Source organism: Xanthomonas cissicola (assembly GCF_008801575.1).
Taxonomy (GTDB): Bacteria; Pseudomonadota; Gammaproteobacteria; order Xanthomonadales; family Xanthomonadaceae; genus Xanthomonas; species Xanthomonas cissicola.
In genome coordinates this window covers 1-5,581 of sequence record NZ_VZPL01000125.1, presented here as the reverse complement: position 1 = coordinate 5,581, position 5,581 = coordinate 1, and the positions used below count along the sequence as shown (strand labels likewise).

General features: G+C 64.6%; 9 protein-coding genes and 3 pseudogenes. 10 read left to right on the top strand and 2 right to left on the bottom strand.

Annotated elements, in window-relative coordinates:
- The 4 genes and pseudogenes from F7R02_RS23910 to F7R02_RS27070 all read left to right on the top strand — a co-directional run.
- Positions 1-118 (top strand): annotated as a pseudogene (locus tag F7R02_RS23910) (IS5-like element ISCARN85 family transposase); the annotation flags it as partial.
- 32 nt (positions 119-150) lie between these two features.
- Complete coding sequence (locus tag F7R02_RS23905) at positions 151-465, top strand: helix-turn-helix transcriptional regulator (protein ID WP_338066726.1); 315 nt, start codon at positions 151-153, stop codon at positions 463-465.
- Positions 462-659: a hypothetical protein gene (locus F7R02_RS23900; RefSeq protein WP_005912599.1), complete on the top strand. Its 198-nt coding sequence runs from the start codon at positions 462-464 to the stop codon at positions 657-659. The genes F7R02_RS23905 and F7R02_RS23900 overlap by 4 nt, the downstream gene beginning before the upstream one ends.
- A gap of 7 nt (positions 660-666) precedes the next feature.
- A pseudogene (locus F7R02_RS27070) lies at positions 667-774 on the top strand (ogr/Delta-like zinc finger family protein); the annotation flags it as partial.
- 35 nt (positions 775-809) lie between these two features.
- Here the strand turns inward: F7R02_RS27070 and F7R02_RS27065 are convergent.
- A complete protein-coding gene (locus F7R02_RS27065) occupies positions 810-986 on the bottom strand; it encodes a hypothetical protein (protein ID WP_235900984.1) in 177 nt (58 codons plus the stop codon).
- Between the two features lie 255 nt (positions 987-1,241).
- Between F7R02_RS27065 and F7R02_RS23890 the strand changes: the two genes are divergently transcribed.
- From F7R02_RS23890 to F7R02_RS26560, 6 genes are all read left to right on the top strand, one after another.
- Positions 1,242-1,451 (top strand): hypothetical protein, encoded by a 210-nt coding sequence (locus F7R02_RS23890; RefSeq protein WP_078589936.1) that lies wholly within the window; start codon positions 1,242-1,244, stop codon positions 1,449-1,451.
- Positions 1,448-1,663 (top strand): hypothetical protein, encoded by a 216-nt coding sequence (locus tag F7R02_RS23885; RefSeq protein ID WP_005912597.1) that lies wholly within the window; start codon positions 1,448-1,450, stop codon positions 1,661-1,663. Before F7R02_RS23890 ends, F7R02_RS23885 begins: the two co-directional genes overlap by 4 nt.
- Positions 1,660-2,310: a hypothetical protein gene (locus F7R02_RS23880; protein WP_078589935.1), complete on the top strand. Its 651-nt coding sequence runs from the start codon at positions 1,660-1,662 to the stop codon at positions 2,308-2,310. The genes F7R02_RS23885 and F7R02_RS23880 overlap by 4 nt, the downstream gene beginning before the upstream one ends.
- Positions 2,297-3,133 (top strand): toprim domain-containing protein, encoded by an 837-nt coding sequence (locus F7R02_RS23875; RefSeq protein ID WP_078589934.1) that lies wholly within the window; start codon positions 2,297-2,299, stop codon positions 3,131-3,133. The genes F7R02_RS23880 and F7R02_RS23875 overlap by 14 nt, the downstream gene beginning before the upstream one ends.
- A 66-nt stretch (positions 3,134-3,199) precedes the next feature.
- Positions 3,200-5,038 carry a DUF927 domain-containing protein gene (locus tag F7R02_RS23870; protein WP_078589933.1) on the top strand — a complete coding sequence of 613 codons (1,839 nt, stop codon included), beginning with the start codon at positions 3,200-3,202 and terminating at the stop codon, positions 5,036-5,038.
- Positions 5,039-5,048: 10 nt separating this feature from the next.
- Complete coding sequence (locus tag F7R02_RS26560; RefSeq protein WP_139370953.1) at positions 5,049-5,372, top strand: hypothetical protein; 324 nt, start codon at positions 5,049-5,051, stop codon at positions 5,370-5,372.
- Positions 5,373-5,475: 103 nt separating this feature from the next.
- Here the strand turns inward: F7R02_RS26560 and F7R02_RS23860 are convergent.
- A pseudogene (locus F7R02_RS23860) lies at positions 5,476-5,581 on the bottom strand (IS5/IS1182 family transposase); the annotation flags it as partial.

The window sequence follows — 5,581 nt, the reverse complement described above, 5'->3', positions numbered from 1 at the left end:
ACTGTTCCGTCGCTTGAAAGGCTACCGCCGGATTTTCTCGCGCTTCGAGAAGCTGGATGTCATGTTCCTTGGATTCCTCAGCTTCGTCCTAGTCGTTGATGGGCTTCGGATGTGTTAACAGGCCCTAGTCTCTTGGCAAGCCCAAAACACATGGCAGTCGTTGACCGACAGGTCAAAGCGCCACCTCAAACAATGCTCGCTTCCCGAACAACACCCGTCGCCTCACCAGGCACGCCGGCCACCGCGCCACGTCCCGATGCCGGCCGCAGCGAACGCTTTTTGCGTAAGCCCGAAGTGCTCAGTCGCACTGGCATTTCCCGATCCCACCTGTACTGGCTGATGGATCGCTGCCGGTTCCCCAAGTCCATCCCGCTCTCCCCACGCGTCACGGTCTGGCTTGAGTCAGACGTTGATGCCTGGATCGCAGCCCAGATTCCCGCCACCCATCCGCGAGCACAGTCATGACTGACGACATCCACCTGACCATCTCCGGCAAGCGCTTCACGCTGACGCGCGCCGAAGCCGAGTTCCTTGCCGAACACCTGCGCACCGCAATCGCGCAACCGAACCTTGGCCTGCACTTCACCCATCACCGACCTGGTCGGATTGGCGAGATCGTGTTGACGCGCGGCACTCCCACGATCTTGACCGATTGCTGAGGTGCCTATGACCACTCCTGCTCGCGCGTTTCTTCGCTGCCCGCACTGTGATGCTGCTGCCATTGTCCGGTCGAGCGTGTCCCACAACAGGTTGCTCCGTGAATCGATGCTTCAGTGTCGCAACGCGCTGTGCGGGCACACATTTACCGCCTACACCGAAATCGTTCGCACCATCTCCCCAAGCGCGTGCCCAAGCCCTGAAATCTGCCTGCCGATCAGCAGCGCAGCAGAGAAAGCCGCCTTCAAGGCGAAGTTGATCGAAAAGCAGCTGGTCGGGAAGAGCGCGTGATGTTTCGGTTGACAGTGCGCGGCCAGTGCGTGCAGCATGCCCACGTCGCCGCACATCGGCGACCGGGTTTTGCAGCCCGTACCCTGAGGCGCACCAGCGCCCATCGACCGATGCACGGCGCTTTTTTATTGCCCGCTGTGTTGTCGTGGGCGACTGCTTGCCAGCTTTATGGCGGGCGGTGCGCGGAGGCCGCAAGGCCTGCCGGTCCTCAGGCCGGTCTGCAAACCGCGTACCGTCCGTCACCCCGTTTTGCAGCGGAGCGGCGGATTCCAACTCACCTGAGGAATCCCGCTATGTCTCACGACACCCTTATTGCGCCTACGCGTTTCAGCGTCCGCATTGCCCATCATTTTGGCGAGATCGCCGACACCCTCGATTGGGATCACACCCGTTGGCTGGCGCTCGATGCGTGCCTGCAAGCCACCGGGAAGCAGCCCGACGCACTGACGCTGGCCGAGATCCAGCAGGCCATTGCCGGCGCCGCGCAGGAGGGTGCGCGATGATCGGTTCGCACCTTGATGCCCTGGTCGGCAACGATGATGCGGTGATGCACGACTTGTTCAGTGCGACCCGTCAGCTGCTGCGCATCTACGAAATGCCGATGACCGCGCTGTTCCAGCTGGTCGAGGCGCTTGAGCGTCGCGCAGGTTCCATGGAAGACCTCTCGCTGGGCGAGCTATTGACGATGGTCGGCAGCGTGGAGGTGACCCCATGACGCACGAGACCGTTGGACTGTCGGGCGTGCCGAACATGGGCGACGGCCAAGTGAGCGCCACGATTCTAGATGCGGTGCTTGACGCCGAGCGCGCGGAGAAGATCTTGCGTTTAGCGCACCGCATCGATCGCCTGCGTTGCAAGGCCGAAAGGCACCTGGCAACCGCACGCGCAGAGCTCGATGAAGCGCTGCAGGGCCATCCGCTTGAAGATCGGCTGCGCACGCGCCTTTTCCAGCCTTTGGAACATGAGTGCATAGAGCTGGCCCGCGTTTTCAAGCGCGTGCAGTGCCGCCTGTCGCTGTTCACCCCCGCCCAATCACAGAAGCAGTTCGAGGACTGCATGGCCTTGCAATTGGAGGACATCCAGGCCGAGCGAGCGGCTAGCGATGCAGAGGCACCATGCGCGTGCACTGTGCCCGAATTGCCGTTCGGCTACTGGATGAGTGAGGACAGCTACAACCGGCTCAGGCGCGCCCGCTGGACGGCGTTGATGTTGAGCGGCATGGGCGATGGCATGGCCGAAAGTATGGCGCTGTCGTTCGAGTCGATGGCCGCCAGCACGCTCTACATCCACGAGGATCTGGCTGCGGTCATGAGCGACGCCACGCATAGCACCGAGTTGGTGACCGACGATGCGTCGTGCTGATGGTTTCGTGGTTGCCCTGCAATCGGCAGGCTTGCTGGTGGCGTCTGTTGTTGCCGATGGTCGTCTCCGGCGCGTACGGGCCGAAGGCGACGGCAGCGGGCAGCGCAGTGGCTGGTATGTCCTGCATGCTGGTCCGCCGCTGGCCGGCGCCTATGGCAACTGGAAGACCGGCGCGAGCGCGCAATGGCGTGATAGCGAGGGTGGTTTGCTATCGGCTGCGGAGTTGGCAGAGATCCGCGAGAAAGCGCGCCGCGCACAGCGGCAACAGCAGGCCGAATGTGCGCGGCGCCACGCAGCGGCACGCGAGGCGGCATTGGCGCAATGGCGACAGGCGGAGGCGGCCAGCGCGACGCATGCCTATCTGGTCGCCAAGGGCGTGTCATCCCACGGGCTACGGCAATCGCATGGGCATCTGCTGGTGCCCATGCGCGACGCCGAAGGGCACCTATGGAGTATGCAGACCATCGCGGCCGATGGAAGCAAGCGCTTCCTCGCAGGCGGTCGGAAGCGTGGCCTGTATTACGCCATCGGGCGAGAGGTCTCGGAGGTGGTGTGCATTGCCGAAGGCTATGCCACCGCTGCCAGCATCTACGAGGCGACGGGCTATCCAACCGCCGTGGCCTTCGACGCCGGCAACCTCGAACCGGTGGCCCGGGAGCTACGCAGCAAATTTCCCGACGCCTTGATTGTGCTGTGCGCGGACGACGATGCGGCAACTGCGCTATGCCGCGGCATCAATCCGGGCCTAGCCAATGCCCAGCGCGCAGCGCAGGCCGTCGGCGGTGTCGTGGCACTGCCACCGCGCTCACCCGATCAACCCTAAGCGCCTCACCTTTGTGACCCTTCAACCCAAGGCGCTATGCGCCGACGTGGCAATGGAGCCTCGTGCATGAGCAACACCATCAAATCCGTAGACTTCAACGATGCTGCCAAAGCGGTGGGCAAAAAGGCTGTGCGCAGTTCGATCGAGGCGGCCGTGCGCAAGGGCAGTGGGACCAGCAAGGCGCGCGCCGATAGCGCTGCCGGAGCTAAGCCGCACTATCGCCTCAGCGATGCCGGGGTGTTCTACGTGGGCGTCAACGAGGACGGCGAACAGGCAGAGCCGCAATTCATCTGCTCGCCGCTGAAAGTCGAGGCCAAGACCCGCAATAGCCAAAGTGAGGAATGGGGCCGGCTGCTGAGTTGGACCGACGCCGATGGTCATCGCCACCAGTGGGCCGCGCCAGCCGAAATGCTGGTTGGCGACCCGCGCGAGTTCGTCCGCCAGCTGGCGGCCGGTGGTGTGGAGATGTCCGCGCACCGCAGCACGATGCAGCGGCTGCTTGCCTACATCATCCAAGAGCGCATCGACGCACGTGCCCGCAACGTGGCCGTGCCGGGCTGGCACGACAGCAGCTATGTGCTGCCCAGTGGTGAGAGCTACGGTGCCGGCGAGGAGTCGCTGGTCTACCAACACAGCGGCGGCTTGCAGCATCACTACGCGGCGGTTGGCACGCTGGACGATTGGAAACGCGAAGTGGCAGCACGCTGCGCCGGTAATTCGCGGCTGGTGTTAGCGGTGGCGACGATGTTCGCCGGCCCGCTGCTGCGCTTCACTGGCGCCACGGGTGGCGGCTTCCACATCGTCGGCGGCAGCAGCAGCGGCAAGACCACCGCGCTACGCGTGGCCGCTAGCGTCGTAGGGCCACCGGAGTACGCCCGCGAGTGGCGTAGCACGGCCAACGGGCTGGAAGGCGTAGCGGTGCTGCACAACGATGCGACGCTGATCTTGGACGAGCTGGCGCAGATCGATCCGAAGCAGGCCGGCGATGCGGCGTACTTGCTTGCCAACGGTAACGGTAAGAGCCGCGCGAACCGTGCTGGCGACGCACGGGCGGCGGCACGCTGGCGCATCATGATCCTGTCGGCAGGCGAGGTGGGCCTGGCCCAACACATGGCCGAGGCCGGCAAGCAAGCCAGAGCGGGGCAGGCGGTGCGCTTGGCGGACGTACCGGCTGAGGCCGAGGCCGGCCACGGCGTCTTTGAGCGGCTCCACGACGCCGGCGACGGCGCAGCCCTATCCGCCCTGCTCAAGGACGCGGCGGCACGCTCCTACGGCGCTGCGTGGCCGCTGTGGATGGAATACCTGACGCGGCTGGATAGCCCCAAGCTCACCGCGCAGCTGCGTGAGGCGACAGACCGCTTCCTAGCAACGCACGTGCCGGACAACGCGTCGGGTGAGGTTCGCCGCGTGGCGGAGCGCTTCGCCATCGTCGCCTTCGCCGGCGAGCTAGCCAGTACCTGCCGGCACCAGCTCACCGGCTGGCAGAAGGGCGAAGCGACCAAAGGCGTGGCGACCTGCTTCCAAGCCTGGCTACAGCGCCGTGGTGGCTCCGGCAGTGCTGACACTGACGCGCTGATGTCGCGCATCCGCGCGTTCTTTGAAGCACATGGCGAGAGCCGCCTCGAGCGATTCCGCGCAGCGGACGGGCTTCCCGTGCGAGAGCGCGCCGGCTTCCGTCGCTTCGATGAGGTTGGCGTCACCGAGTACATGGTGCTGCCCGAGGCCTTCCGCCGCGAATTGTGCGCCGGCCATGACGCGCGCCAAGCCGCGCGTGAGCTGATCGCCGCTGGGTGGATCAAGCCTGCGGCCGATGGCAAACCCTCACAGGTCGTACGCGTGCCCGGCATGGGTGCGGTGCGTCTGTACATCTTCGACTCGCGCAAGGTGCATGACGGCTCGTTGTGAGCCGCATGTAGTGCGTGTCATCACCCTGGCCGTCGCCATCCATGCGCGGCCGTCACAACTGGAACATCACCACATGAAGACCAATGCCGAAATAACCCACAACGCGGAGACCGCGCAGGTATCCACCACGCTAACGACGACCTGCGAGGTACGGGCAAGATACGAGGCCGCAGCGCAGGCACTGAGCGAGGCGCTCGGCCGCAAGAGGGCGATGCACGAACGCGCGGCGACCATGGCGCGAGCGGGTGAGGCAGCGCAAGCGCAGGCCAACGCTGCATGCGAGCGGTACCGCCAGCTGTTGCGCCAGGCCGATGGCGAGCTAAGGAAGGTCTGAATAACGAGGCCTGAGAGTGCGGGATGTCGCGTCGTTCCGAAGAGTGGCGTTTGAATCTTTGGAATTTCGCCATTTCTGGCGCTTTCCGTGGGAATTTCCTGGTTTACAGGCGCACGCTCCCCATAGCCGGCAGCAACTGCTTTCGCTTCATCCACAGATTGGAGAGCGCAAACAAGGTCAGCACGTGTGCGGTGTTTTTGGCCAGGCCG